Consider the following 25,197-nt stretch of genomic DNA (forward strand, 5'->3'; position numbering starts at 1 on the left):
TTGTGTCAACCTTTCGTAGAAATTAGGAATATGGATAAAATAATGCCATCAAATTGGACTTGAAAGTATCAAGGTCAACATGGCGGAAATGCGTCTGATATTGATAGCTTCTTGTAGTCAACGCATTGAGCAGCATGTCTGTCTTGAACTGAGGTTGGTCATGTGAAGCGAAAATAGTCTCAAAATACTGATAGAGTGTCTTATAATAGTCTGTCTCTTTAAAGAGGGAGCGCATTTCGTGCTTTTCAATGCAAAGCAGAAGGTCTTCATTGTCGCGTTTGAATTCGAGCATCAATGTCAGCATCTCGCTTAATTGTTCGCGTTTATCCTTATCAGAAGATTGAATATGATCAAAAGATGTAAAGAGATGATCAAAGTCCTCCTCCAGTAAGCTGAAGCATAGCACGCCCTTATCCTTGAAATGACGATATAAGGTACCCGCACCAATCTGGAGTGTTTGCGCAATCTGGTTCATACTGACCTGTTCCACCCCATACATTTCAAAAAGTGCAGCGGCAGTTGTTTTTATGCTGTTATAGTTATCCTGTGCATCCTGTCTCATCATTAAGTCCTTTACTGGAAATTAAACGGAGAGTTTTCCGTTTACTTTCAAGATTATAATGCTTATCTTCAATTTGCACAACTGAAAATTAAAAAATAACAGCAGAATGCATGAGCCATTTGATCGATAAAGCGTCCAGTGCAGCTCGCACGAAATCTGTTTGACAACGTCACTGTTTAATACTATATTGATAACAATCATTTAAATATGTCTTATCCAGAGAGATGGAGGGAACTGGCCCTGTGAAATCTCAGCAGCAGGCTCATCTGAGAGTACTGTGCTAAATCCATCAAGCGACAGCTTGGCAGATAAGTGATTTTCTGACGTCATTGCTGCGAAGTAATGACGTTTTTTATTTCGATTGAAGAAGAAGGGGAGAGGAAATGCGTTCTAAATTACTTGATTCTATACCAGAAAGTTATTTTGGCAAGACGATGGGCAGAAAGCTCGATATCGGCAGCAAACCGCTTATCAACACAGCGGTCGGTATACCCGATCAGAAAGTTCCGGCAGAAGTACTCGAGACGATTCAGTCCGCAGTACAGGAGCCTGCGAATAATAAATATGGTGTTTTCCGTGGTAAGGAAGCGTTGAAAGAAGCCATCCAGAAATTCTATTTAGATACTTATGGGGTTGAGCTGGATAAAGATGAGGAGATCTGTATTCTTTACGGGACGAAAAACGGGCTGGTCAACTTGCCGCTTTGTGTGATTGAACCGGGTGAAGGCGTTCTGCTGCCGAACCCGGGTTACACTGATTATCTTGCTGGTGTGAAGCTGGCCCGTGGCACGGCCTATGAACTGCCGCTCCAGCCCGCCAACCATTACTGGCCGGACTTTGATGCCCTTGATTCTGCCGTATTAGCAGATACACGTCTCATCTACCTTAATTATCCGAGCAACCCGACAGGGGCAGTTGCGACTCGTGCAGGGTTCGATGCTGTCGTCCGGCGTTTCAGAGGGACGCAGACAAAGATTGTCCACGACTTCGCCTATGCGGCATTCGGCTTTGATGCTAAAAATCCGAGCATTCTGCAGTCGCCAGGCGCGAAGGACGTAGCAGTCGAGATTTATTCACTCTCCAAAGGTTTCAATATGTCAGGTGTACGGATAGGTTTTGCTGTCGGCAATAAAGATATCATCGGTGCCCTCAATTATTATCAGGATCATACACAAGTAGGGATGTGGGGGGTCGTTCAGGAAGCGGCGGTCAGTGCACTGAAATTAGGGGAACCTTTTTTAGAGACACAGAACGCGATTTTCAGAAAGCGTAGAGATCAAGTTACAGACTTTCTCACTGAGGCAGGCATCCCGTTTGAACCGATGCAGGGCGGCATCTTCCTGTGGCTTAGAATCCCGCCCGGCTATAAAAGTGAAGAATACGTCGATTATCTGCTGAAAACACAGTCCATCCTGACGACACCGGGGCTACCATTCGGTTCAAACGGTGATGATTATATTCGGATCTCACTTGCAATCAGTGACGAGGAGATAGAAGAGTTGCTCATCAGGCTCAAGGAAACAGCAGGCCTCTATCAATAACGGAGTCTCAAGTTAATTATTTTTTTGAAGAAAAGGACTTCATACTACTTTACACGAACATATGTTCCCTTATACAATGGACTCATAAATGAGGTGGGGGAATGTATGACTATTATCAATGCAATGCTCGTGATGTACTCTGTATTGACCTTAAAAGCTTCTTTGCATCGGTCTCGTGTATCGAAAAAGGACTGAACCCACTGACAACTAAACTGGCTGTTGTCGGAGATACAAAGCGGCAGGGATCTGTTGTGCTGGCTGCAACGCCACCCTTGAAAGCGTTGGGAATTAAAACGGGTTCGAGATTATTTGAGATACCGCATCGTTCAGATATTTATATCATTAACCCGTCGATGCTGAAGTATATTCAAGTATCGAGTCGGATTTCAGCTATCGCCCTGCAATATGTGGCGCCGGAAGATTTCCATCAGTATAGTATTGATGAATTCTTCATGGATATTACAGATTCCTATCATCTGTTCGCACAGACGCCTTCTCACATGGCCCGCATTCTGCAGCAGGAGATCTATAACAAGACGCAGATATTCAGTACTATAGGCATCGGTTCAAATCCACTTCTGGCCAAGCTTGCTATGGATCTCGAAGCGAAACGCACAAGTGAAGGTGTCGCTGAATGGCGGTATCATGACGTGCCACGCAAGCTGTGGGATGTAGAACCGTTGACTGAGATGTGGGGGATCAATAAGCGGACGGAGAAGAAACTGAATAAGAAAGGTATCTTCCGTATCGGTGACCTGGCCCATTATCCAGTTGAATATTTGAAGCGTGATTTTGGCATTCTCGGCGTTGACCTGCATCTGCATGCGAATGGAATAGATGAAAGTATCATTCGGCGGCCCCATGTCATCAAAGGGAAATCTTACGGGAAGTCGCAGATTTTGATGCGTGATTATCAGTTTCATGAACTGAAGACCGTCATCAGTGAACAGATAGATGAAGTCTTCTATCGGGTCAGGGAGAAAAAGCTGTATCCGACAACGATTGCTTTTACTGTGGGCTATGCAGATAAGGGAGGCATTCATAAACAATTCACCAAGAAAGATTACTTCACATCGACCATGCAGGTAGTCAGCCTGATATGGCGGTATTTAGAAGAATATGCCGAGACAGACCGTCTGTTCAGAACAGTAGGCGTCTCGTTCAGCAATCTGCGTGACAGTCGGCTGAGACAGATGAATCTCTTTGAGGCACCGGAAGAAGTGAAGCGGGAGATTATAGAAAGTTATCTGGATGAGCTTCGCCGTAAGTATGGCAAAGAGATCGTCATGCGGGCGTCATCCCTGACAGAGAGCGGTACTCTCCGTCTCCGGAAAGGACTCATTGCGGGCCATAAAGGGTAAGAATTTCTCGGCTGGAAGATTAATATCTCTCAAACAGGCTATTGAAAGAATAACAATAGAATGGGAGTGATCATGATGTGGACAATGAACGATTACCCGGCCAGCTGGAAGAACTTTGAGGAACTTGAACGGAAGAAAGCTATCGATATTGGTAATGCGATGCTGATAGACGGCTACAAGGAAGAAGATCTGATTCCTATCGCGACCAAGCAGGCGAAAGATTGGTATAAAGAAGCATCAAAAGAAGAACTGGATGAACTGAAAAATAAGAAGATTACCCAGCATAAAAAAGATCCTTCAGCCCAGCCGGAACTAATGAATCACGATGTGGAGATTTTCTTCAAGGATGATAAATGGCATGTGAAGACACAAGGTGCTAAGCGTGCCGATTCAACTCATGAGACAAAACAGACAGCATTGAAGCGGGCTAAAGAAATCGCTGACAATAAAGGTGTAAAAGTAGTTCAGCATAATAAGAATGAATGATGACTTACCCCTGATCTGTTAAGAGATTAGGGGTATTTTATTGGACTTCAGCACTATTTAGTTGTTTAAATGGGTAAAGGGAGAAGTCGATAAAAAAATTTACTCATAGGATGAGTCGGACAAAATGGTATTTAATTGATTGAGGTGGAGAGAATTGGGCGAAGTAAAAGATAAGAAGTTAGGTTTATTCGCGCTCATTGCGATGGTAGTAGGGACCATGATCGGGGGCGGTGCCTTTAACCTGATCAGTGATATGGGTGCTCAGGCAGGAGGGCTTGCCATTATCATCGGCTGGCTGATTACAGGGATAGGGATGATAGCGTTAGGGCTCAGCTTTCAGAACCTGACGAATGTCAGACCGGATCTTGACGGTGGTATCTATAGTTATGCTCAGGCCGGATTTGGTGATTACATGGGATTTAATTCTGCGTGGGGCTACTGGTTTAGTGCATTACTGGGGAACGTCGCGTATGGCACATTACTGATGACAGCCGTCGGACATTTTCTGCCGATGTTCAAAGGTGGCAGTAATGTACCGAGCATCATAGTGGCTTCACTCTTGTTGTGGAGTGTCTTTCTATTGATTTCCCGAGGTGTCAAGAACGCAACGATTATCAATATGATTGTGACAGTTGCTAAAATGATTCCCCTGTTCTTATTTTTAGTCGTGATGGTTATTGCGTTTAATTTCGATACATTTATGACGGGTTTCTATGGTATGACAGAACATGGACCAAAAGAATTTGACATTCATGATGTGATGGTTCAGGTTAAAAGTACGATGCTTGTAACCGTCTGGGTCTTTCTAGGTATAGAAGGGGCGGTTATCTTCTCAAGTCGTGCGAAACGACGGAGTGATGTCGGCAAGGCGACTATTATCGGTCTTATTAGTGTGCTTATCATCTATATGATGATTACGATTCTTTCACAGGGCATCATTATCCAGAATCAGATAAGTGAGCTCAGCAACCCATCAATGGCGGAAGTAATGGGACATGTTGTCGGTAAATGGGGAGCAGCAGTGATCAATATCGGTTTGATCATCTCTGTTATGGGTGCATGGCTCGGCTGGTCATTACTTGCTGCAGAAGTACCTTATCTGGCTGCCAAAGATGATATCTTCCCGGCCTGGTTCGGTAAAGATAATGACAATCATGCACCTGTCAATTCTATGCTGATGACAAGCCTGATTGTTCAACTGTTCTTCTTCACGTTACTCTTTACGGATAAGGCCTATAACTTTGCATTTAGCCTGGCATCTTCAGCGGCCTTGTTACCTTATGCATTCAGTGCATTCTATCAGCTGAAGTTCAGCAGACAGCGTTCCCGTAAGCAGATGTTAATAGGGTCAGTCGCTTCTGTTTATACAATATGGCTTATCTATGCTGCAGGTCTTGAATATCTCCTGTTGACGATGATCCTTTATTTCCCGGGAATATTTGTGTACCGTCATGTCCAGAAGCTGCACGGCAGATCAATTACAAAAATAGATAAAAGCTTATTTGGGATTATCACATTGCTCGCCTTAATAGGTATATATTTCATTATCAAGGGGCAAATATCAGGTTTCTAAACAGAAGACAGCAGAACAATATGATGTTCTGCTGTCTTCTATTTAAACTGCGTCATAAATATCGGTGGCACGGGAGACTGAAAATGCAGTGGTTGATGAGTGATAGGATGTGTGAAGGCAAGAATATGAGCATGTAACCCTAACCGTCTGAACGGATGAGTCGTTGCCCCGTATTTCTTATCGCCGACAATCGGATGGCCTAACTCCTGCATATGGATACGAATCTGGTTTTTACGGCCGGTGTCCAGATTGACTTTCAGTAATGTCTGTTTACGGCTTGTTTTAAAGACAGTGTAATGGGTGGTTGCTTTTTTACCGTGCTTCGCGTTTTGACTCGAGCGCATCTTGAGTGTGTTATCCTCAGAAAGGAAGCTTGTGATCGTCCCGTTTTCAGTTACCCGACCTTCAACAAGGGCCAGATAAGTCCTCTCTGTTACAAGGCGTTTCCAGTTGTTCTGCAGAATCTGCTGCGCCTTTGGATTCTTGGCATAAACCATGACACCGGAAGTTTCACGGTCTAAGCGATGGACCACAAAAATACGATTTCTCGGATGGGCTTGCTTCACATATTCTGACAGGATGTGATAGGCTGTTCTATCCTTTTCATTATGGGTGGCAATCGATAACAGCCCTGCTTCTTTATCAATGACAATAAGGTCTGCATCTTCATGCAGAATCTTGACACCGCGCAGCGATACTTTTTTATTTGGGGCATCGAGACGAATAGCGACGATGTCACCCGGCTTAAGTATCTCATTAAATTGACTGGTCGATTGATCATTGACGAAGACTTGTCCTCTGGCGAGTATAGCTCTGACTGACTTCTTGCTTCTATCAGCCATTCGCTCAAATAAAAATTTCAGTAATTCATTCTCTTCTTTAACGGTCCACTGCTCATGATTTTCTCTTGGATTCTTCATCATAACTTCCTTCTTTTATATTCATTCAAGCATAGCACAGGATGCCACTATTATAAATGAATTTCACTGAGTGATTAGTTGACTTTTAAAGCAGGTTTCACTATGGTTGAAGTGCATTGGATAGCGATGAGGAGTAAGACATGGATTTCAAAAGGAGGGTCTCTTATGTTTCACGTTAAACAATTGATGATTAACAATATTCAATATGAATTTGTCGATGAAGGACAAGGAACACCTGTCTTGTTACTGCATGGTTTTCCTGATTCTAAGAAACTCTGGTATCAGATGATTCCAGAGCTGACTCAACAAGGCTACCGCGTTATAGTGCCTGACTTGCGAGGTTATGGCAATACTGAAGTCGCTGCCAGTTACCGGATTCAGGATTCAGCGGCAGATATGTTCTCATTACTTACTCAATTAGGCATTTCTCGGGCGCATGTCATCGGTCATGACTGGGGCGCTTTTCTCGGCTGGTACCTCGCTGCTCACTACGAGGCGCAGGTGATCAGCTATACGGCGCTCAGTGTGGGCCACCCGAATGGATATCTGCGCAGCGGAGGACTCAAACAGCTAGTCAAAGGCAGTTATATCGGTCTGTTTGTCATACCAGGTGTGGCAGAACGGGTGCTGGCAGCAGGTGATTATAAAGTGCTCACCAAGATGGCAGAAGATGACAGACTTCATCAGCACTGGTATATGGATTTAACACGTCCTGGGCGTCTGTCTGCAGGACTGAACTGGTACCGTCATAACTTGAAGTCAATCACGGCAGGAATAGAGACGGTAAATGTACCGGTCATGGGCATCATCGGGACCCAGGATCCTGCATTGACAACAGCGCAGATGAAAGGATCAGAAAAATACGTGTATGGCTCCTTTGACTACTACGAAATAGCAGGGGGTCACTGGCTGCCTGAAACGCATGGAGACCAATTGAACCAGTTGATCATCCCTTTCTTATCACGCCAGCGCTCATAAAAAAGCACTCAATATAACGGATTATAAGCAAATATTTTATTTAAATTTTCTGATTTTTATACTATAATAAGGAATAATTACATTACCACGTTAAAGGGAAAGAGATTTCATCAGTAAATTCTTCCACGCAAGCAACGGGTTTAATGAATGACTAATATGGAGGATATGATTATGAAATCAAAACTTACCTTTAAAGAAAACATGTTTATCGGATCGATGCTATTCGGTCTGTTCTTCGGTGCAGGGAATCTGATTTTCCCGATTCACCTTGGACAGACAGCAGGTTCAAATGTCTTGATGGCCAATCTCGGCTTTCTGATCACCGCGATTGGCTTACCTTTTCTCGGTATTATCGCCATCGGTGTCTCCAAGACAAACGGCCTTTTCGATATTGCCAACCGGGTCAATAAAACCTATGCCTATATCTTCACCATTCTGCTCTATCTGGTCATCGGACCTTTCTTCGCCCTGCCGAGACTGGCGACGACTTCTTTTGAGATTGCATTCGGCGCTGCGCTGCCAAAGGAATCAATCGGGTTATACCTGGCATTATTCAGCGGTATTTTCTTCATTGTTGCCTGGTTCTTTGCACGTCGCCCGTCAAAGATTCTGGATTACATCGGTAAATTCCTGAATCCGGTTTTCCTGGTCCTCCTCGGCTTGCTGATTCTGCTGGCAATGGTGCGTCCGATGGGGGGAATCCAGGAGGCAGCTGTCTCGTCTGGCTATCAGGATTCTGTCCTGTTGAAAGGCTTCATTGACGGCTATAATACACTGGATGCGCTGGCGTCACTCGCGTTCGGTATCATCATCGTGACAACGATTAAGAAGCTGGGCATCACTGATCCTAAGACCATCGCCAAAGAAACGCTTAAGTCAGGACTGATTACAGTGATTCTGATGGGACTGATCTATACACTGCTCGCTGTTATGGGGACGATGAGTTTAGGGAAGTTCGAAGTCAGTGATAATGGGGGCATCGCTCTCGCTCAGATTGCACAGTATTATTTAGGTGACTATGGCATTATCCTGTTGTCACTGATTATCATTGTAGCCTGCTTGAAAACCGCAATCGGCTTGATTACAGCATTCTCTGAAACATTTGTAGAACTGTTTCCAAGTCAGAAATATATCACGTTTGCGACAGTCGTGAGTCTTGTGGCCTTTATCATCGCGAATGTCGGATTAACGCAGATTATCGCGTATTCAATCCCAGTGCTGATGTTCTTATATCCGCTTTCTATCGTTCTGATATTGCTGACGCTTTTCAGCGGTCTGTACCATGATTCGAAAGTGGTCTATCAGGCAACTATCTACTTTACACTGGTTGCAGCGCTTATTGATGGTATTAAAGCAAGTCCTGCTTTTCTGAGTAAGACGGCATTTGCAGAAAGCATCATCAACTTCGGCAATCATTATCTGCCTTTCTTTTCAATCGGTATGGGCTGGGTGCTTCCAGCTGTCCTCGGTTTTGTTATCGGCTTTATCATTTATAAAACGCGTAAACCACAATTGAACAGCAGCCTGTAAAAAGAAGCCTGGAGAATCTCCAGGCTTCTTTTCAATGGTTATTTCTGCGAACCAGGCTTTGCAAAATGCCCGTGGACTTCTGTTGTCTCATAGACATTGATAAAACAGTTGGGATCGACTTCTTTAGCGACTCGAATGGCATCCTGGAGTTCATAGCGGGTCAGTACCATCATAATCGTCTGAGTAGGATTCCGGGTATAGCCGCCATATGTATCGGTAATAGTCATGCCGCGTGTAATAGAGGCAATGAGCGCCTGTCTGACTGCTTCTCCTTCAGTCGTCACAATATTGACAGTCAGTTTGATGTGTGAAGTGAAGATGGTATCAATAGCTTTACCGGTGATATAAATAGAAAGTAAAGTCGTCAGTGCATTGCTCCAACCGAGAAAAAAGCCTGAGCAGAGTACAATAATACCGTTTAAAGCCGTCATCACGGCACCGATAGAAATATTGCTGTGCTGCGAGATGATCATGGCAATGATATCCATCCCCCCTGTTGTGCCGGAATATTTCAAAATAACCCCGACCCCGAGACCGCAGAGGACACCACCAAAAATAACATCAATCACAGGCTCCGTGGATATTTGTGTCACCGGGATAAGGGATAAGAAGAACGACACAAAGCCCACACTTAATATCGTCTGAATCATAACCTGACGAGGCAGTTTTAAGAAGCCGAGGATCACGAGAGGTAGATTGATCAGTAAATTGATCAGCCCGGTATCCAGGGAAGTCAGGATATGAACAAGTAAAGCAACTCCACTTAAACCGCTGCTGAGCACGTGATGAGGAAGTAGAAATAAATTAAAGCTGATGCCGATGATAAATGACCCGACAATAGTCACTAACAGCTTAAAAACAAAGTGATCTTGGATACGCATATGGAATCTCCTTCACGAAATAGATTAATTTCATTATAGCAAAGGAACACACAGAATTAATTTAGTTAGTATACTAACTAAAAAGGTTGACACTTTGAAAATGATGCGTATACTGATACGTAGATATCTAACTAAAGGGGGATGGAGATGAAACTAACTTATCAGTTTTTACTTCGAACATTAAGTCATCAGATGAAGCAAGCGGCAGATCGTAAACTCGATGAATTTGGTGTGACTGCCGAGCAGGGTCATACACTTTCCTATATTTATCGTTTTGAGGATAAGCAACTCAGTCAGAATGATCTGGAACGCGTTTTTCAAAGAAGAGGTTCGTCTATCAGCAATAGCGTTAGAAACTTAGAACAGCGTGGATTATTAATCAGAAAAACAAATGCCAGCGACGAACGGAAAAAAATTTTATTACTAACAGATGAAGGGAGACATCTCGTCGAGTCATTTGACACGGTCTTCGAAGATGTTGAAGGAGATTTAGTCAAGGGCTTCTCTAAAGCAGAAAAAGCGATGCTCGAAGAATTTCTTGAGCGAATGACTGCTAATTTAAAATGATGCCGCGCATCATTTTAACTATATACTTAGATATCTAATTATAAGAAGACTAACTAAAAAAGACACTAAAGGAGTTTTCTATATGAAAGACGAACAACTTTATTATTTTGAAAAAGCACCTATTGGTCAATCAATTCTTCACTTCTCATTACCTATGATTATTGCGATGCTACTGAGTGTAGTGTATGGTATTTTAAACATCTACTTTATCGGCTTCCTGAATAACAGCCATATGATTGCAGCGATTACACTGGCAACACCGGTCTTTGCCCTTCAGATGGGAATAGGTAATCTTATGGGTGTCGGAGGCGGCACCTTTATTTCAAGATTACTGGGGAATAAGCAGTATAGGGAAACGAAGAAAGTCGCAAGCGTCGTGATTTATATTTCGGCTATTTTAGGTCTGTTGACGCTTGCATTGACCTTGCCATTCACTCATCAGATTGCTCTGTTCTTAGGTGCAACAGGTAAAACACTTACTTATACAACACATTATTTATTCATCATGCTGCTCGGTACACCGGCTGTTATTCTGTTCTTTGCACTTGAACAACTAATGCGCGCAGAAGGCTCACCGATGATGTCAATGGTAGGCATGGTTGCAAGCGTTCTTATTAACATGATATTAGATCCTATTTTTATTTTCGGCTTCCATCTGGATATCCGCGGTGCGGCACTTGGTACACTTATCTCCAATATTGTAGCCATCATCATTTACATGGTCTATATTCAGCGGAAGAGTAGTGTCCTGTCTCTCAAGTTCTCAGACTTTAAACCTTCCGATACAATGTTACAAGAAATTATGAAGATTGGTATTCCTGCTTTTCTGATGAGCGTCTTAATGGGGTTCAGCGGACTTGTACTCAATATGTTTCTGACATCATACGGCAATTCCGCAGTTGCAGCATATGGTATTCAGTTTAAATTGATTCAATTTCCTGAACTCATTGTTATGGGACTCTGTGAAGGGGTAGTGCCATTAATTGCCTATAACTATATGAGTAATAAACAGCGAATGAAACAGGCGGTCTGGTATATTATCGGTACTATCGTTGTCTTAGTCGGTTTAAGTATGGCGGTTGTTATATTCTTTGGCACACCGATTGTCAGTCAGTTCACGAATGATCCGCATATTATCGCAGAGGCAGTGTTTATGCTGAAGATTACGTCGGCTTCACTTTTCATGAATGGTATTGGCTTTATGCTGATTGGAATGATGCAGGCAGCAGGACTCGGCAGAGCATCCATGATTATGGCGGTGTCACCTGCTGTTATCATTATCGTGGTTATTAACATCATGAACTCTCTCTTCCAGCTGAACGGTGTCATCTGGACATTCTTTATCTCAGAAGCGCTTGTCGCCTTGCTTGCTATGGCGATTGTCTATTTTATGCGTGATGAATTCGTCGTTGATACAGATCAATTAATCGAAGAATAAACCAAGTGCAGACGCACTTGGTTTCTTTAATAGAATGAAGGAGTAAGAACAAACAGTACTTTCACAAAATCCTCACTATCATTGATAAAGCGATGTCTGATGTGTTTCGGAATTCTTACGACATCACCTTCACTGAGTCGGTAGGTTGTCCCTTTCAGTTCTACCTGAATATGCCCATTCATAATGACGGCGATTTCTTCTTTTGTAAAAAAGACAACATACTAAATCTGGCAGAATAAGATAGTGATTAGACTTCGTATACTATACAATAAACTTGTTTAATATAGTGTACAAAGGGGAGAACCGTTTTGAAAGGAAAACAATTTATTCTGCTTATTCTAGGCGTTCTATTTTTATCATCTTCAGCTATCTTTGTGAAGCTGGCCGCTGCACCTCCGGAAGTGACAGCGTTCTATCGTATGCTGTTCTCGACAGCCATGTTGCTGCCTTTCGCACTGGGTGATCATCGAATCAGACAGGAAATCCGCAGCTGTAGCAGAAAAAAATTAGGACTGATATTTGTCGGCGGTATTTTATTAGCCGTTCATTATATTCTATGGTTTCAGTCGCTTGATTATACATCAGTGGCGAGTTCCACAGTCATTGTCACTCTGCAGCCGCTGTTTGCAGTGGTAGGCGGTTACTATCTTTATCAGGAACGATTGAATAATAAAGCGTTGATCGGCATCCTCATCGCGATCATGGGTTGCTTTCTTATCGGCTACCGTGATATGCAGCTGAGTACAACGGCTCTAATAGGAGATATACTCGCTCTGATCGCAGCCGCGGTCATTACAGTCTATTTCTTTATCGGTCAGAGTACGCGTAAGCACTCTGGTCTTATTGCCTATTCTGTTCTGAGTTACGGCAGCAGTGCTATTTTTCTTTTAATCTACTGTCTGATCACTCGCAGTAACCTGACGCATTACAGTGCAGAGACATGGCTTTACCTCCTGGCACTTGCCTTATTTGCGACCATTATGGGACAGACGATCTTTAATTTCCTCATCAGATGGCTGAGCACAACTGTTATTTCCATGGCAATACTCGGAGAAGTAATCGGCACCTGTCTGCTGGGCTATATCTTCCTGAATGAAGGCATATCGATCAACCAGTTTATCGGCATCACCATTATTCTTATCGGACAGGCAGTATTTATCTGGTTCAGCAGAGGTGATTAAGCCAGAGGTTCTTTGGAAATAGCGATTACGTTCTTACCCATCAGCTTTCTACTCAGAAAAATTAGAGCAAGGACGAAAAAACCAAGAGCTGTCATATATAGGGGAAATTCAGGTCTTGTTGTTTTACCCAGCCACCCACCAAATAGGGCGCCAAATGGCATGACAATTGTACAGATAGCACTCAGAATAGTTCCTACTCTTGAAAGAATATGGTTGTCTACATGAGTTTGAATGTAAGTAGAAGTTGTGATATTCATAATTACCAAGGGTAAGGCAGACAACCCGTACATTAGCATCGATAAAAAATAATGATTAAAATTAGCTGACAAAAATATGAATAAACCAGATAGTAGAGGTGCAATAATAATTTTCAGATTAATATCTATATTTTTTAATTTAGGTGTGAGTAAGGAACCTATTGCACCGAAAATCACCAAAGATGTAAGGAAATATCCATAAGCTGAATCTCCACCTTTTTCGTATGTAAATGCAGGTAATACAGCTTGACTCATTGCGCTTGTAAAGTTGGCTATCATCGCAGGAAAAGCTAACCAAATTAAACCAAAGCGTTTAAAATAACTAATGCCTTCTACTATAGATTGATGATACATTTTTAGATTTAATGCACCTTGTTCTCTATGTTTATATTTCACTTTAGAGAATAACAAAACAGCAAACAAAAATGTAAAAAAATTGATGATATAAATACTTTCAATGCTAGTAGAAAGTATGATAAAAATACAGAAAGCTTTAGCGATAGAACTGATTAATAAATTCCCTGTTACAACTATGCTGTTAAATCTAACAAGTTCTTCTTCATTCATTATTGTAGGAGATAGAGCGTGTTCTGCATTTCCTTCAAAAATTTCAAGCATTCCAATAATAAAGAAACTAAAAATAAGTAATGGAAGGGGCATTAATTCAAAGTAAAATAATATTGTAATAGTTGCCATTAATATCATTTGGATAAATTGTGCTAATAGCATTAAGTGTTTGCGATTGAAATGATCGATAATTGGACCGGCAAATACTGAAAGTACCATAGGCAACATTAATATTGATGAAGCAAGCCCTGTTATCAAAGAATCTCGTGTAACCTCAAATACATACCACATAATAGCAACAGAATAAAGGGAGTCTCCAAAACATGAAATCAAACGCCCTGCTAGCAAGAAATCTTTACTTCTCATAATATCATCTCCAATTATTTATTGTTAAAATATATTTTATCGATAAATAAATAATTGTCAATTAAAGAAAAAACGATGAACTTACTTAAAGTTCATCGTCATTCAATACATTCTTGCAACTCGCAAGATAAATAGAGTAACCAGGAAGTGTTTCATCCTCATACTTTTCCTTATAATCACTTACTAGCTTTCTCATATCAGATAGTAAATGATTCCATTCTTTATAAGGAATCTTTACTTCCATACTCGAAAAAGTAGCTGTATTAGGTTCATCCATATTTTTAATTTCTTCTTTAGTTTTCCCCATATTTACTTCGACGTCATAAGCCATAGCATCAAACACTTTATTAACATTAAGCATGTTCAAAGCAACGAGCTGATCAAAGTTTTCAGTAATAAATGGAAAATCAAAGTTAATAGCTTCAGTAGCTAAATGTGCACTCGAATAATAATATTCGGTCATATTTTTAACTTGACGTTCATCTACGATTTTAAGTGCATTTACTTCTAATAATTTTTTAATAGGATAATATAAATTTGAATTTTTGACACCAAGAAGCTTAGCCAGCTGTTTAGTAGTCTTTGGTTCTTGCTTAGTTAAATCCACAATTTTTGTTGCTTTTTCATCAATTAATACTTTTAGGACTTCATTGCTCATTCTAATCACCCTTTTATAGATTAAAAATATTTTATCATAAAAGGTAATTTAAATAACCTTCCAGTTGGTATAACAGGAAGGTTATTAATATTTTTTCATAGGTATTTGAAAAAATATAGTTTCTATCTGTGTTCTGGAAGAGAAAATAAGATTCTATTGAAGAGAAATCGGTTTTCCTGTTATGCAGGCACTTCTGCACGTTTTGTACTATGTTTACGAACAGCTGCCGCCAGCAATGATGAGGCAAGACCGAAACAGGCGAAGCCGATCATCACTAGTACAGGTGTATTGAGTGTTAAGTCTTTATTCAAGTAGATCAGTTCACGGAGACCATCTGCGTAGAAGCTGAAAGGGTTCCATGTTAAGACATATTTCTGATAGAACTCGTTCAGCATCTGTTTAGGCAGCGTCAGCATCTGCATGCTGAAGAATAACAGCAGCACGAAGATTGGAATAGCTTTCATACCGAGCCATGCCATGACACCGAGGATCAGCATGATGAAGCCGAACATCGAAATAGCGATGAACATTGTCGTCTGTGTGATGTCTGGCATATAGAAATCGAGCACTTGTGTAATGAACCATACACCCAGCACACTTGAAACGATTGCTGCGACCGCGGCCATCAGTGTCTGCATCAGGGTTGCTTTCAGACGCTCACCTTGTGTGATTAAACCAGAGGTACGGAACGCGAAGAAGAGCAGAACGCCTGTTACAAGAGAGCCCATCCAGATAGGTGTGAAGAGCAGCATGCCAGCCATACCATTGCCCTGGTGCTCGTGAATTTTATTTAAAGTGGTGTGTTTCACAGTAACAGGATTCATAACAGCATCCATATCAGCTGCTGCTACTTTAATATTATTTTTATCGAGTTGTGTTACTGCTTGTTGACTGATCATTTTGTTGATATTGTCACCCATACCTGACAGCATTTTATCGCTGATAGTAGCCGCCTGGCTTGATGCTCCTTGGTTGATGATCACTTCAAGCTGCCCTTTCTTGACGGTGATCGGTTTTAATAAGTCTGCATTTTGTTTCTGCATTTCCTGCATTTTCTTCTGCATTTCCTGCGCTATTTTCTGTGCTTGCTGAGGTGGGATTTCGCCGCTTACGACTTTCGCTTTTAATTCTGCCTGCGCTTTTTCGGCTTTCGTCTTCGCTTCAGCTTTTTTAGCCGTCTGAATTTCACTGCGCATCGCGCTCGTTGCATTTTCCGTGAAGTGGGATGGAATAACAATAGCACTGTAATACTCATTATTATCGAATCCTGCTTGCAGCGCGTCTTTGTCTTTCACATCGATAAAGTCCACTGTTTCATTCAAGTCTTTATTATCTTTGATTTTATCTGTGAATGTTTCACCGATATTCATCTTTTTACCTTGGATTTCAAGTCCTTTATCCATATTGACGATGGCGATGGGCAGATCTTTCGGTTTCGGATTGAATGCAGGATAGAAGGCTGTCGACATAATCCAGATGAGCAATGCCCCTGCAATTAATGGAATATAAAACAGTTTATTCTTTAAAATTTTCATCTTGTCCTCCTTATTGAACAATGTGTTGATTAATGATTGATATGTATATTATAGTAATTTTAAAAAAGAACACAATACTCAATAATAGAAATTACGTTTAATAAAATACATATTTTATAAAAATGTCTATTAGTAGAAAATAAACCGAAAAATTATTGACTGTATCAATAAAAATAAGCTTGTAGGAAAAGGAAGTAGGGTAGTAAACAGAGAAGAGAGCGTCAGGTAGCTTTAAATGAGGATCAGTCCTTTTTGCTCAAATAGCCAAAATAATTCCTCTCTTTTAATTGGAAAGTGGTAAAATTAAATTATGTTAACACATTCACAAAAGGAGAATTCGTTTATGCAAATTGAAAAACCAGTTAAGTCCGTTTCTGACACCTTTACCAGCACAGATAACATCGGAGAAGCATTGACGCAAGTGGCTTTAAAAGAAGTGAACATCGACCGTGAACCGGCCCGCTATATCTTAAAAGCGATAATAGCAGGTTTTCTGCTGGCGATCATGGCCGTCTTTTCTTTAGCTGTCAAAACACAATTTGAAGGGGCAAGTCATGGTCTCGTCAATATTTTGGGTGCTATCGCCTTTAGTATCGCGCTCGTTATGATTGTCCTGACAAAAGCGGAACTTTTAACAAGTAACTTCATGTATCTGACAGTAGGTCTCTATTATCGGACGATTTCAATGGGGAAAGTCGCTAAAATCTTCACGTATTGTTTTATAGGTAATATTATTGGCGGTTTTATCTTATTTGGTATGATGACAGGCACTAAAGTCATGACGCCTGAAATGGTAGCTGCGCTGACAAAGACAGTCTCTGCTAAGACAATCGAGTCTACCTGGCTGGCGATTATGATCAAAGGGATCTTTGCCAACTTCTTTATCAATATTGGAATTTTTATTGCAATGCAGTGTAAAGAAGCACTGGCGAAAGCCTTCTTCATCGGTATCGGTGTGATCATATTCGTCTTTATGGCCTACGAACACGTGGTTTATAATGCGGGATTATTCGCCGGTATGATTTTCTACAATCCGGACGCTATCTCATGGATGGATATCCTGAAAAATATTGTCTTCGCGTTCATCGGTAACTATATCGGTGGCGGCATCTTCGTCGGTTTAGTCTATGCTTACTTGAATGGCCATCGTGACGACATCGTTAAAGTAAAATAGAAAGCTGAAAACACGGACCTTCTCTGAAGGTTCGTATTTTTAGTGAGTGATGAGAAGGATGGGAGCAACTGTAAGGCCGTGATGATAGGGGAAGCGGGTATAGAAAGCTTAAAGGAGTGAAGATAATTGAGCAACCTGGATCAGTTTCTGACAGAATTTAATTTACTGCATGAAGCGATGAAGAAAAATACCAAACGGGATGATAATTTTGGTTCGCTTTTCTATCAACTGAAAGAGAAGCATCCAGTCATTAAGGAACATCAGGAAGATATTGATATGGCCCGTGAGCTGCGCAATTTACTTGTTCATGAGAAGAAGGAAGCCTTTAATATAGCAGAGCCTACAGCGGAATTCATCGAGAAGCTGAAGAAAATCCGTCAACAGTTCGAGAACCCGGCGACTGTCAGTATCTTCAACAAAGAAGTGATCAGTTTAAATGAAACCGACAGTCTGCTGAAAGTGCTGGAGCTGGTGGAGGACTATCATGTCTCGCAGTATCCAGTCTTTCAGGGGCAACGCTTCCTCGGTATCCTGACAGACAACGGCATCACAAGCTGGCTGTCATCTGTACGACAGGAAAATCCGCTTGATCTGAACAAGTATAAAGTCAGTGACCTGCTATCCAAAGATGATAAGGGTGCATCTTATGAAATCATTAGACAGGATATGCCACTCTATGAAATAGAGAAAAAAATGATAGAGCGCATTAATCAGAAAGGTCATTCAAAACTGGTGATGCTTATTTCTGAGACAGGAGTCATTGAGCATAGAGAAGATATTACAGGGATTATTACACCAGGAGATATGCCGAAAGTAATAGAACATCTGTAAACAAAAACAGCTTTCCTGAAATATTAGGAAAGCTGTTTTTATTGACGAGAATCTTCAGATGGCTTCTTGGCGCTTCATCATTAAGAATAAGCTCTAGATAAGAATGCAAAATAGTGAAATAAAATGTGACAATATTAATAACCAAATTGTTATTAGTTACTAGTAGCAGGTAATAAGTGTTAGAATAATTAACGTAAAGATTTTCGGTGAAGATAGACGCACTTGATAACTGAAATGGAAGGTAGTGACAGAATGGTATTAGAGACAGATTTAGTCGTTTTAGGTGGAGGGACAGGCGGATATGTGGCGGCCATTCATGCGGCTAAGCAAGGACAGGATGTCATCATCGTGGAAAAAGAACAGCTCGGTGGCACTTGTCTGCACCGCGGCTGTATTCCTACAAAGGCCTTGCTGCGCAGCGCAGAAGTTTACGACACGGTTAAACGGGCTGATGAGTTCGGTATTTCAAGTCATGCAGCAACTTTTGATTTCCTGAAAGTTCAGGACCGGAAGAACAGGATTGTTGAGCAGCTGCATGCCGGTGTAAAGGCCTTATGCCAGAAAAATAAAATTAAAATCTATCACGGAGAAGGGGCGATATTAGGTCCTTCTATTTTCTCACCTGTCTCCGGGGCTGTGGCTGTCACTTTTCCGGATTCAGATGAAGAGGAACTGATCATTGTGCCGAAAAAGCTCATTATTGCGACAGGTTCTTCTCCGCGTACACTGCCGAACGTTGAGATAGATGAAAAACTGATCCTGACATCGAATGGCATGCTTCATCTGCAAGAACTGCCGCAAAAGATGGCTGTCATCGGCGGAGGGGTCATCGGTGTGGAATGGGCTTCTCTTCTGAACAGTTTTGGTGTAGAGGTCACCATCATCGAGTACGCAGAGCGGCTCCTCATCAATGAAAGCGTAGCTGTTGCGACAGAACTGCAGAAACAGTTTGAAGCGCGGGGTATTCGAGTGATGACACAGACAGCTGTCAAAAGTGCTGCGGTAGAATCCGGGACGGTACAGCTTGAATTAGCAGAGCACGCGATGATGGAATTTGACAAAGTAATGGTTGCCGTGGGCCGGACGCCGAACGTTAAGGGAATAGGACTGCAGAACACCTCTATTCAGTTCGATGACAACGGAATAAAGGTCAATGATTATTATCAGACGACTGAAAGTCACATTTATGCGATCGGTGACTGTATCGATACATTGCAGCTGGCCCATGTGGCAGCTAAAGAAGGGGAGTTAGCTGTACGTCATCTGCTCGGTGAAACAGTGACACCTCTTCATTACCATGACATTCCGAAATGTACTTATACACAACCCGAAATCGCGAGTGTGGGTTATCACGCCTCTAATTTCCCGGAAAATATGAATGTCAAAGTCGGTAAGTTTCATTTCAAGGGCAATGGCAAATCGCTCATTTACGGAGAGGAAGAAGGCTTTGTTGAAGTGCTGCGCGACGCAGACACGGATGACCTTATCGGTGTGACGATTATCGGTCCGCATGCTACGGAACTGATCAGCGAAGCGACTGCAAGCATCTATTTAAATGCCTCAGCGCTTGAATTAAGTGATATAGTTCATGCCCATCCAACAATGTCAGAGACACTGATGGAAGCAGCACTGGATACTTACGGACTGGCGATTCATAAATAGGAGGTTGAAAAAATGAGACAACTGAAAGAAACAGGACTTACAAAAGAAGAACTGATCCATGCGTTTAAACAGGTTTTAAGGGGGCGGAGATTAGACGAACGACTCTGGCAGCTGACACGTATCGGTAAAACATCCTTTAATATTTCTGGGCAAGGCGCAGAAGTGGGACAGGTGGCAATGGTCATGGCTTTTCAACCTGAAAAAGATTACTTTCTGCCTTACTACCGCGATATGACCGCTTGCCTGGCCTGGGGGATGTCATCTAAAGACATCATTCTGGGTTCTTTCGGTAAAGAAGCGGATCCATCATCCCATGGCCGTCAGATGCCTAACCATTATGGCTCAAAGGCACATCATATCATCTCACATTCCTCACCCGTCTCCACGCAACTGAATGTAGCAACAGGAATCGGCTATGCTGCGTTACTCGAAGAATCTGACTCTGTGACTGTAGCAACAACCGGAGAAGGTTCTTTCAACCAAGGAGAAGTTGCTGAAGCTATGAATTTTGCGGCGATCAAGAAACTGCCGATCATCTTTGTTGTCGAGAATAACTTATGGGCTATCTCGGTCGGGACCGAAGAACAGTATGCCAATAAAGAGATGGCAGACCGTGCTGCAGCCTATGGGTTTGAAGGGATTCGAGTAGACGGTATGGATTTTGCAGAATGCTATCTGACATTCAAACGGTTTGTTGACCAGGCACGTGCAGGAAAAGGGCCGGGACTGGTTGAACTGATGGTGTCACGCATGACTTCTCATTCATCAGACGATGACCAGACGATTTATCGTTCCAAAGAAGAACTGGAAGAAATGAAGACGAAAGACCCGCTTGCTGTATTTCAGAAACAGCTGCTGGATGAAGGCTATCTGACACAGCAGGATATTGATGCAATGGAACTCGAGCTGAAGGAAGAGATCAATCAGGCAACAGATGAAGCAGAGCAGATGCCGGATCCTAAGGCCGCTGATATTCTCACCCATGTCTGGGCAGAGCAGTAGAGAGGAGATACATCTATGACAATGATGACTTATTTAGAAGCAATTAATCGTGGCATTGCAGAAGAAATGGAAAAAGACGAGAAGGTCGTTATCTTCGGGGAAGATGTCGGAGGTGTGAAAGGGGGTGTCTTCGGCGTGACTAAAGCTCTGGCTGCACGTTTTGGCGATAAACGGGTCTTCAATACACCGCTGACAGAAGGTCTGATCGGCGGCCTGGCAGTCGGGCTTGGCGTAAGGGGCTACCGTGCCATCGGTGAGTTCCAGTTTGCGGATTACATTCTGCCGGCGGTCAACGAAATTATGTCTGAGGCCGCGCGAATGCGCTACCGGACAAGCGGAGATTTTACGACACCGATTGTTTACCGGACGCCTTATGGAGGTGGTGTCAGAGGCGGGTTCTACCATTCGCAGACCACTGATAAGATCTTTGTCGGCCAACCCGGACTCCGCGTCGTCACGCCTTCATCTGTTTATGATGCAAAAGGGCTGATTAAAGCTGCTATCCGTAGCGATGATCCCGTATTGTTCTATGAGCATAAACGTCTTTACAGATTATTGAAAGAAGACGTCCCTGAGACAGATTATGTGGTGCCGCTCGATAAGGCGAATATCGTCAGACAAGGTGAAGATATTACCGTCATCGCTTATGGCATGGCACTTCAGCTTGCACTTAAGGCAGCTGATACGCTTGCCAAAGAGGATATTGAAGCAGAAGTAGTAGACGTCCGTTCTCTCTATCCGCTCGATAAAGAAACATTGATTCAGGCAGCCAAGAAAACAGGCAAAGTCCTTCTCATAACTGAAGATAATAAAGAACAAAGTGTGATGAGTGAAATAGCGGCGATAATAGCGGAAGAAGCACTTTTCGATTTAGACGCACCGATTCGTCGACTGGCAGGCCCGGATTCGCCGAGCATGCCATATGCCTTATCATTAGAACGGGAATTTCTGATCAATGAAGAAAAAGTAGAACACGCGATGCGTGAGCTGGCTGAATTCTAATAGTAAAGGAGTGTCATCATGGCGATTAAAACGATTGTATTACCGGGTTTAGGCGAAAGTGTCACAGAAGCTTCTATTACGAACTGGCTTGTCCAGCCGGGAGACCAGATTGAGCGTTACCAGCCTATAGCTGAAGCGACTTCTGATAAAGTGACGACTGAGATTCCATCTGATTATGCCGGAACTGTAAAAGAACTGCTGGTTGAAGTAGATAGAGATATTCCGATTCACGAACCGATTATGACGATAGAAGTGGCAATGTCACAGGATGAGGAAACAGTAGAGGAGACGGTTCGTCCGGCAGAAAAAGCTGCGGCCGATCAAACTAAGCAAGGCCGCTATTCTCCAGCAGTGCTGAAGCTTTCCCAGGAACGTCACATCAATCTGGCGGAGGTGACAGGAACAGGTCGTCATGGCCGCATCACACGTAAAGATATTCTGAACTTCCGACCGGAGCAAGCAGCAAAGAAGCAAGCAGCTGTCACATCAACTGCTGCAGAAGTAGTGCAGACAGACGGGGTCAGAAAGGCGATTGCGAAGCGTATGGTACAGAGCGTCAATGAAATTCCGCATGCCTGGATGATGGTAGAAGCGGATGTCACTGAACTGGTAAAACTGCGGAACGCGCATAAAACTGCTTTTAAAGAGCAAGAAGGCATCTCGCTGTCTTTCTATCCATTCTTTATCAAAGCAGTGGCACAGGCTCTTAAGAAACATCCGAAGATGAATGCATCATGGGTGGACAATGAAATCACTTTCTTTAAAGACATCAATATTTCTATAGCCGTTGCTACAGATGATCATCTCTTTGTGCCGGTCATCAGAAATGCTGATGAGTTATCAGTAAAAGGAATTGCCAAAGAAGTCAATCGACTGGCTCGTGCTGTACGGAATAACAGTCTGACTGCTGAACAGATGCAAGGAGGAACGATAACGGTCAACAATACCGGTTCATTCGGATCGGTGATGTCGCAGGGCATCATTAATTACCCGCAAGCGGCCATCCTGCAGATTGAAAGTATTAATAAACGGGTGATACCGACTGAAGAAGGCGGTCTGAAATTTGCTGACATCATCAATCTTTGTCTGTCAATCGACCACCGGATTCTGGATGGACTTGCAGCAGGACGGTTCCTTGCAGATGTCAAAAACAATCTGCTGCAATTTAACAGTGAAGCGGATATCTACTAATCATCGTACCTTGAATGTGAGTAATCAGTTAACATTCAAGGTCTTTTTTTTGTTAACTTTTAAGATAAAAATCTCATAACGAAAGCCCTTTCACTGACAAGAAATAAACAGAAGTGATAATGGTATTGATAGATGATATATAACAAGAATTAACATAGCTCTTTTGTTTAAATAAAAGACTAAAAATATACTTATTTAAGGTAAATACACTTAAAAAATATGTGTTTTCTTTAATTGTTCACATTTATATGTCTCGCACTTTAACGCTTTGGTGTATATTAGTGTTATTAAAAAACCAGGAGAGGAGTCCTGAGAGAAGATTGATGTAGTACAGTTATGAAACAGCCCGTAACACAAGCTGAAAAAGATGAAGAATTACTGCAGGATTTTTCATAACAGAGTAGCTGTCCTTACAAAAATTCTGAATATTACAAAAATATAACAGATTTTCTTAAAAATGTTTGTCTTATTTTTATTAGTGGAAATTAAAGTAATGTGTTGCAAAAAATCGATAAAAGGTGGATTATCATGAATCAAAATCACACAAGTGAACAGTTTAAGGGCGATAATAAGTTAATTATCGGTATTGTGCTTGCAGTACTGACTTTCTGGCTTTTTGCTCAATCACTCGTCAATATCGTACCAACATTAAAAGATAGTTTTAATACAAGCATGGGAAATGTCAACACTGCGCTTAGTCTGACAGCATTGTTCTGTGGGATGTTCGTTGTAGGTGCAGGGGGCATAGCGGATAAATATGGTCGTGTGAAAGTGACACAAGTAGGTCTTATCTTAAGTATAATAGGTTCAGCACTTGTGATAGCAACAAATATTCCGGCTGTTCTGATGGTAGGACGTGTTATACAAGGTTTTTCGGCAGCAGCAATCATGCCTGCAACATTAGCGATTGTTAAAGCTTATTATCACGGCGCAGATCGCCAGAGAGCATTAAGTTTCTGGTCAATCGGTTCTTGGGGTGGCTCAGGTATCTGTTCATTCTTCGGTGGTGCAGTAGCCACATTTATGGGCTGGAAATGGATCTTTATCTTTTCAATTCTTCTTTCTATCATTGCCTTCTTCCTGATCAAAGGAACGCCTGAAACAAAAGCAGATGAGGAAACGCGTACACGTTTCGATGTGCCTGGTCTTGCCATTTTAGTGGTATTTGTATTAGGGCTTGAGCTCTTCATCACTAAAGGCGGGGAATTCGGTTATACTTCAATGATTTCACTCGGATTAATTGCGCTGATCGTGATATCATTCATTATCTTTTTCTTACGTGAACGTGTATCAAAAAATCCATTGATTGATTTCCATTTATTCTCTAACAAGCCTTATACCGGTGCGGTCATTTCTAACTTCCTCTTAAATGCAGTCGGCGGGACATTAATCGTCGCAAATACATTTGCACAGCAAGGACTTGGATTTTCGGCATTTAAAGCAGGTCTGTTATCATTAACCTATTTAGTAATGGTGTTGCTGATGATTCGCGTGGGTGAGAAGATGCTGCAGAAAATGGGCGCGAAAAAGCCGATGATGCTGGGATCGCTTATTACATTGATAGGTATCCTATTAATCTCATTAACATTCTTACCGGAAATGTTATATATCATCAGCTCTATTATCGGTTACTTATTATTTGGGTTAGGCTTAGGTATCTATGCAACGCCTTCTACAGATACAGCGGTTTCTACTGCGCCTGAAAACAAAGCGGGGGTAGCAGCAGGTATCTACAAAATGGCTTCCTCTTTAGGTAATGGTTTTGGTATGGCCATCAGCGGTGCGGTCTATGCGACTGCGATTGTTGGGCTAGGACTTGCGCACGGTGCCATGATTGCATTATGGGTCAACGTCGGTATGGCCTTAGTATCATTACTGGCTATTATGTTCTTAATCCCTAACGATGATAAACGTGTAAAATAATAAAGTATTCA

Annotated in this window: 22 protein-coding genes, 1 pseudogene and 1 riboswitch; of the genes and pseudogenes, 16 read left to right on the forward strand and 7 right to left on the reverse strand. The window is 42.1% G+C overall.

What is annotated here, in order from left to right; translation table 11 throughout:
* Positions 1-22: 22 nt before the first annotated feature.
* On the reverse strand, positions 23-562 hold the full coding sequence (locus QSV55_RS00745; protein ID WP_289650295.1) for a TetR/AcrR family transcriptional regulator: 540 nt from the start codon (positions 560-562) through the stop codon (positions 23-25).
* A gap of 209 nt (positions 563-771) precedes the next feature.
* A riboswitch (SAM riboswitch) is annotated at positions 772-877 on the forward strand.
* Between the two features lie 68 nt (positions 878-945).
* Here QSV55_RS00745 and QSV55_RS00750 point away from each other — a divergent pair.
* The 4 genes from QSV55_RS00750 to arcD all read left to right on the forward strand — a co-directional run bounded on the left by QSV55_RS00750 (position 946) and on the right by arcD (position 5,523).
* Positions 946-2,103 carry an aminotransferase class I/II-fold pyridoxal phosphate-dependent enzyme gene (locus QSV55_RS00750; RefSeq protein ID WP_289650296.1) on the forward strand — a complete coding sequence of 386 codons (1,158 nt, stop codon included), beginning with the start codon at positions 946-948 and terminating at the stop codon, positions 2,101-2,103.
* A 101-nt stretch (positions 2,104-2,204) separates the two neighbouring features.
* The gene (locus QSV55_RS00755) at positions 2,205-3,464 is read left to right on the forward strand and encodes a Y-family DNA polymerase (protein WP_289650297.1); all 1,260 of its coding nucleotides are present in this window, start codon (positions 2,205-2,207) and stop codon (positions 3,462-3,464) included.
* 72 nt (positions 3,465-3,536) lie between these two features.
* Entirely contained in the window at positions 3,537-3,950 is a 414-nt protein-coding gene (locus QSV55_RS00760; RefSeq protein WP_289650298.1) for a DUF2188 domain-containing protein, read from the forward strand.
* Between the two features lie 154 nt (positions 3,951-4,104).
* Positions 4,105-5,523, forward strand: a complete 1,419-nt coding sequence (arcD, locus tag QSV55_RS00765; protein ID WP_289650300.1) for an arginine-ornithine antiporter — start codon at positions 4,105-4,107, stop codon at positions 5,521-5,523.
* Between the two features lie 38 nt (positions 5,524-5,561).
* Here the strand turns inward: arcD and QSV55_RS00770 are convergent, their stop codons facing one another.
* Positions 5,562-6,443 carry an RluA family pseudouridine synthase gene (locus QSV55_RS00770; protein ID WP_289650301.1) on the reverse strand — a complete coding sequence of 294 codons (882 nt, stop codon included), beginning with the start codon at positions 6,441-6,443 and terminating at the stop codon, positions 5,562-5,564.
* Positions 6,444-6,608: 165 nt separating this feature from the next.
* Between QSV55_RS00770 and QSV55_RS00775 the strand changes: the two genes are divergently transcribed.
* Positions 6,609-7,421 carry an alpha/beta fold hydrolase gene (locus QSV55_RS00775; RefSeq protein ID WP_289650302.1) on the forward strand — a complete coding sequence of 271 codons (813 nt, stop codon included), beginning with the start codon at positions 6,609-6,611 and terminating at the stop codon, positions 7,419-7,421.
* Positions 7,422-7,592: 171 nt separating this feature from the next.
* On the forward strand, positions 7,593-8,951 hold the full coding sequence (gene brnQ / locus QSV55_RS00780; protein ID WP_289650303.1) for a branched-chain amino acid transport system II carrier protein: 1,359 nt from the start codon (positions 7,593-7,595) through the stop codon (positions 8,949-8,951).
* Positions 8,952-8,989: 38 nt separating this feature from the next.
* On the opposite strand, the gene QSV55_RS00785 is transcribed toward brnQ, so the two are convergent.
* A complete protein-coding gene (locus QSV55_RS00785; protein ID WP_289650304.1) occupies positions 8,990-9,832 on the reverse strand; it encodes a YitT family protein in 843 nt (280 codons plus the stop codon).
* A 147-nt stretch (positions 9,833-9,979) separates the two neighbouring features.
* Here QSV55_RS00785 and QSV55_RS00790 point away from each other — a divergent pair, with 147 nt between their 5' ends.
* Positions 9,980-10,399: a MarR family winged helix-turn-helix transcriptional regulator gene (locus QSV55_RS00790; RefSeq protein ID WP_289650305.1), complete on the forward strand. Its 420-nt coding sequence runs from the start codon at positions 9,980-9,982 to the stop codon at positions 10,397-10,399.
* An 82-nt stretch (positions 10,400-10,481) separates the two neighbouring features.
* Positions 10,482-11,837 carry an MATE family efflux transporter gene (locus QSV55_RS00795; protein ID WP_289650306.1) on the forward strand — a complete coding sequence of 452 codons (1,356 nt, stop codon included), beginning with the start codon at positions 10,482-10,484 and terminating at the stop codon, positions 11,835-11,837.
* 26 nt (positions 11,838-11,863) lie between these two features.
* On the opposite strand, the pseudogene QSV55_RS00800 reads toward QSV55_RS00795, so the two are convergent.
* Positions 11,864-12,040 (reverse strand): annotated as a pseudogene (locus tag QSV55_RS00800) (cupin domain-containing protein); the annotation flags it as partial.
* 105 nt (positions 12,041-12,145) lie between these two features.
* Between QSV55_RS00800 and QSV55_RS00805 the strand changes: the two are divergent.
* Positions 12,146-13,018: a DMT family transporter gene (locus tag QSV55_RS00805; RefSeq protein ID WP_289650307.1), complete on the forward strand. Its 873-nt coding sequence runs from the start codon at positions 12,146-12,148 to the stop codon at positions 13,016-13,018.
* Here QSV55_RS00805 and QSV55_RS00810 read toward each other — a convergent pair.
* From QSV55_RS00810 to QSV55_RS00820, 3 genes are all read right to left on the reverse strand, one after another.
* Positions 13,015-14,208: an MFS transporter gene (locus tag QSV55_RS00810; RefSeq protein WP_289650308.1), complete on the reverse strand. Its 1,194-nt coding sequence runs from the start codon at positions 14,206-14,208 to the stop codon at positions 13,015-13,017. The two genes, QSV55_RS00805 and QSV55_RS00810, sit on opposite strands and share 4 nt — an antisense overlap.
* Before the next feature lie 85 nt (positions 14,209-14,293).
* Positions 14,294-14,866, reverse strand: a complete 573-nt coding sequence (locus QSV55_RS00815) for a winged helix-turn-helix domain-containing protein (protein ID WP_289650309.1) — start codon at positions 14,864-14,866, stop codon at positions 14,294-14,296.
* A gap of 179 nt (positions 14,867-15,045) precedes the next feature.
* Positions 15,046-16,401: a YhgE/Pip domain-containing protein gene (locus tag QSV55_RS00820; RefSeq protein WP_289650310.1), complete on the reverse strand. Its 1,356-nt coding sequence runs from the start codon at positions 16,399-16,401 to the stop codon at positions 15,046-15,048.
* A 343-nt stretch (positions 16,402-16,744) separates the two neighbouring features.
* Between QSV55_RS00820 and QSV55_RS00825 the strand changes: the two genes are divergently transcribed.
* From QSV55_RS00825 to QSV55_RS00855, 7 genes are all read left to right on the forward strand, one after another.
* Positions 16,745-17,575 (forward strand): formate/nitrite transporter family protein, encoded by an 831-nt coding sequence (locus QSV55_RS00825; RefSeq protein WP_289650311.1) that lies wholly within the window; start codon positions 16,745-16,747, stop codon positions 17,573-17,575.
* A 126-nt stretch (positions 17,576-17,701) separates the two neighbouring features.
* Entirely contained in the window at positions 17,702-18,406 is a 705-nt protein-coding gene (locus QSV55_RS00830; RefSeq protein ID WP_289650312.1) for a CBS domain-containing protein, read from the forward strand.
* 252 nt (positions 18,407-18,658) lie between these two features.
* Positions 18,659-20,068 carry a dihydrolipoyl dehydrogenase gene (gene lpdA, locus QSV55_RS00835; RefSeq protein ID WP_289650313.1) on the forward strand — a complete coding sequence of 470 codons (1,410 nt, stop codon included), beginning with the start codon at positions 18,659-18,661 and terminating at the stop codon, positions 20,066-20,068.
* A gap of 12 nt (positions 20,069-20,080) precedes the next feature.
* Positions 20,081-21,070 (forward strand): thiamine pyrophosphate-dependent dehydrogenase E1 component subunit alpha, encoded by a 990-nt coding sequence (locus tag QSV55_RS00840; protein WP_133452604.1) that lies wholly within the window; start codon positions 20,081-20,083, stop codon positions 21,068-21,070.
* A 15-nt stretch (positions 21,071-21,085) separates the two neighbouring features.
* Complete coding sequence (locus QSV55_RS00845) at positions 21,086-22,072, forward strand: alpha-ketoacid dehydrogenase subunit beta (protein ID WP_289650314.1); 987 nt, start codon at positions 21,086-21,088, stop codon at positions 22,070-22,072.
* Between the two features lie 18 nt (positions 22,073-22,090).
* A complete protein-coding gene (locus tag QSV55_RS00850; RefSeq protein ID WP_289650315.1) occupies positions 22,091-23,263 on the forward strand; it encodes a dihydrolipoamide acetyltransferase family protein in 1,173 nt (390 codons plus the stop codon).
* Positions 23,264-23,791: 528 nt separating this feature from the next.
* The gene (locus tag QSV55_RS00855; protein ID WP_289650316.1) at positions 23,792-25,186 is read left to right on the forward strand and encodes an MFS transporter; all 1,395 of its coding nucleotides are present in this window, start codon (positions 23,792-23,794) and stop codon (positions 25,184-25,186) included.
* Positions 25,187-25,197: the final 11 nt, after the last annotated feature.

The organism is Macrococcus bovicus (assembly GCF_030376725.1).
Classification (GTDB): Bacteria; Bacillota; Bacilli; order Staphylococcales; family Staphylococcaceae; genus Macrococcus; species Macrococcus bovicus.

Excerpts from the sequence above, each read along its gene's own strand:
- QSV55_RS00845 (WP_289650314.1), top strand. The coding sequence starts at position 21,086 with ATGACAATGATGACTTATTTAGAAGCAATTAATCGTGGCATTGCAGAA.
- QSV55_RS00775 (WP_289650302.1), top strand. The coding sequence starts at position 6,609 with ATGTTTCACGTTAAACAATTGATGATTAACAATATTCAATATGAATTT.
- QSV55_RS00855 (WP_289650316.1), top strand. The coding sequence starts at position 23,792 with ATGAATCAAAATCACACAAGTGAACAGTTTAAGGGCGATAATAAGTTA.
- lpdA (WP_289650313.1), top strand. The coding sequence starts at position 18,659 with ATGGTATTAGAGACAGATTTAGTCGTTTTAGGTGGAGGGACAGGCGGA.
- brnQ (WP_289650303.1), top strand. The coding sequence starts at position 7,593 with ATGAAATCAAAACTTACCTTTAAAGAAAACATGTTTATCGGATCGATG.
- QSV55_RS00790 (WP_289650305.1), top strand. The coding sequence starts at position 9,980 with ATGAAACTAACTTATCAGTTTTTACTTCGAACATTAAGTCATCAGATG.
- QSV55_RS00795 (WP_289650306.1), top strand. The coding sequence starts at position 10,482 with ATGAAAGACGAACAACTTTATTATTTTGAAAAAGCACCTATTGGTCAA.
- QSV55_RS00755 (WP_289650297.1), top strand. The coding sequence starts at position 2,205 with ATGTATGACTATTATCAATGCAATGCTCGTGATGTACTCTGTATTGAC.
- QSV55_RS00850 (WP_289650315.1), top strand. The coding sequence starts at position 22,091 with ATGGCGATTAAAACGATTGTATTACCGGGTTTAGGCGAAAGTGTCACA.
- QSV55_RS00820 (WP_289650310.1), bottom strand. The coding sequence starts at position 16,401 with ATGAAAATTTTAAAGAATAAACTGTTTTATATTCCATTAATTGCAGGG.
- QSV55_RS00760 (WP_289650298.1), top strand. The coding sequence starts at position 3,537 with ATGATGTGGACAATGAACGATTACCCGGCCAGCTGGAAGAACTTTGAG.
- QSV55_RS00810 (WP_289650308.1), bottom strand. The coding sequence starts at position 14,208 with ATGAGAAGTAAAGATTTCTTGCTAGCAGGGCGTTTGATTTCATGTTTT.
- QSV55_RS00840 (WP_133452604.1), top strand. The coding sequence starts at position 20,081 with ATGAGACAACTGAAAGAAACAGGACTTACAAAAGAAGAACTGATCCAT.
- QSV55_RS00825 (WP_289650311.1), top strand. The coding sequence starts at position 16,745 with ATGCAAATTGAAAAACCAGTTAAGTCCGTTTCTGACACCTTTACCAGC.
- QSV55_RS00750 (WP_289650296.1), top strand. The coding sequence starts at position 946 with ATGCGTTCTAAATTACTTGATTCTATACCAGAAAGTTATTTTGGCAAG.
- QSV55_RS00745 (WP_289650295.1), bottom strand. The coding sequence starts at position 562 with ATGAGACAGGATGCACAGGATAACTATAACAGCATAAAAACAACTGCC.
- QSV55_RS00785 (WP_289650304.1), bottom strand. The coding sequence starts at position 9,832 with ATGCGTATCCAAGATCACTTTGTTTTTAAGCTGTTAGTGACTATTGTC.
- QSV55_RS00770 (WP_289650301.1), bottom strand. The coding sequence starts at position 6,443 with ATGAAGAATCCAAGAGAAAATCATGAGCAGTGGACCGTTAAAGAAGAG.
- QSV55_RS00815 (WP_289650309.1), bottom strand. The coding sequence starts at position 14,866 with ATGAGCAATGAAGTCCTAAAAGTATTAATTGATGAAAAAGCAACAAAA.